This is a genomic window from Amycolatopsis sp. H20-H5 (assembly GCF_035828755.1).
In the GTDB taxonomy this organism is placed as follows: domain Bacteria; phylum Actinomycetota; class Actinomycetes; order Mycobacteriales; family Pseudonocardiaceae; genus Amycolatopsis.
In genome coordinates this window covers 1-862 of sequence record NZ_JAYMZS010000296.1, presented here as the reverse complement: position 1 = coordinate 862, position 862 = coordinate 1, and the positions used below count along the sequence as shown (strand labels likewise).

The following is an 862-nucleotide window of genomic DNA, read 5'->3' as shown; positions in this document are numbered from 1 at the left end:
GGGGAGAGCACATGCCGAAGCAGCGCCACCGAGCGAAAACCAGGCGAACGGTCCGGCAACGGACCGCCGTCGCACTCGCGGGCAGCGCACTGGCAGTACTACCCACCCTCACCACCACCGCCATCCCCACACCACTCGCCGCACCCCTCACCAACCAAGCCGAATCGCTCCCCCCAACCACACCCCGGCCACCCTCACCCGACATCACCCCACCCACCATCGCCGTCGACGGCAGCCTCCCCCAACCCCCACTCCCCACACCACTGACCGCACCCGGAGCACACGCCTCCTACGGCTCCTACGCCCCCGGCGGCGCACTCGCCATCCCCGACAGCATGCTCAAAGCCTACAAAAACGCCGCCAACATCCTGGCCCGCGAACAACCCGACTGCCACCTCGACTGGGCCCTCATCGCCAGCATCGGCCGCATCGAATCCAACCACGCCCGCGGCGGCTACGTCACACCCAACGGCGACACCCTCGAACCCATCCTCGGCCCCATCCTCAACGGCAACGGCTACGCCACCATCCCCGACACCGACAACGGCCGCTACGACGGCAACACCCACTGGGACCGCGCCGTCGGACCCACCCAATTCATCCCCTCCACCTGGAAAAACTACGCCTCCGACGGCAACAACGACGGCATCTCCAACCCCTCCAACATCTACGACGCCACCCTCGCCACCGCCCGCTACCTCTGCACCGACAACCTCAACCTCACCACCACCCCCAACCAACGCACCGCCATCTACCGCTACAACCACTCACAAACCTACGTAGACACCGTCATCAACTGGGCCAACGCCTACCGAAACGGCGTCAACACCCTCCCCGACAGCACCATCCCCATCGGCGCACC

Annotated in this window: 1 protein-coding gene; it reads left to right on the top strand. The window is 66.5% G+C overall.

Going from position 1 to position 862, the window contains the following annotated elements; all coding sequences use genetic code 11:
• Positions 1-11: 11 nt before the first annotated feature.
• Positions 12-862 (top strand): lytic transglycosylase domain-containing protein (locus tag QMK34_RS47595; protein WP_326421647.1); only part of this gene is annotated, 851 nt, incomplete at its 3' end.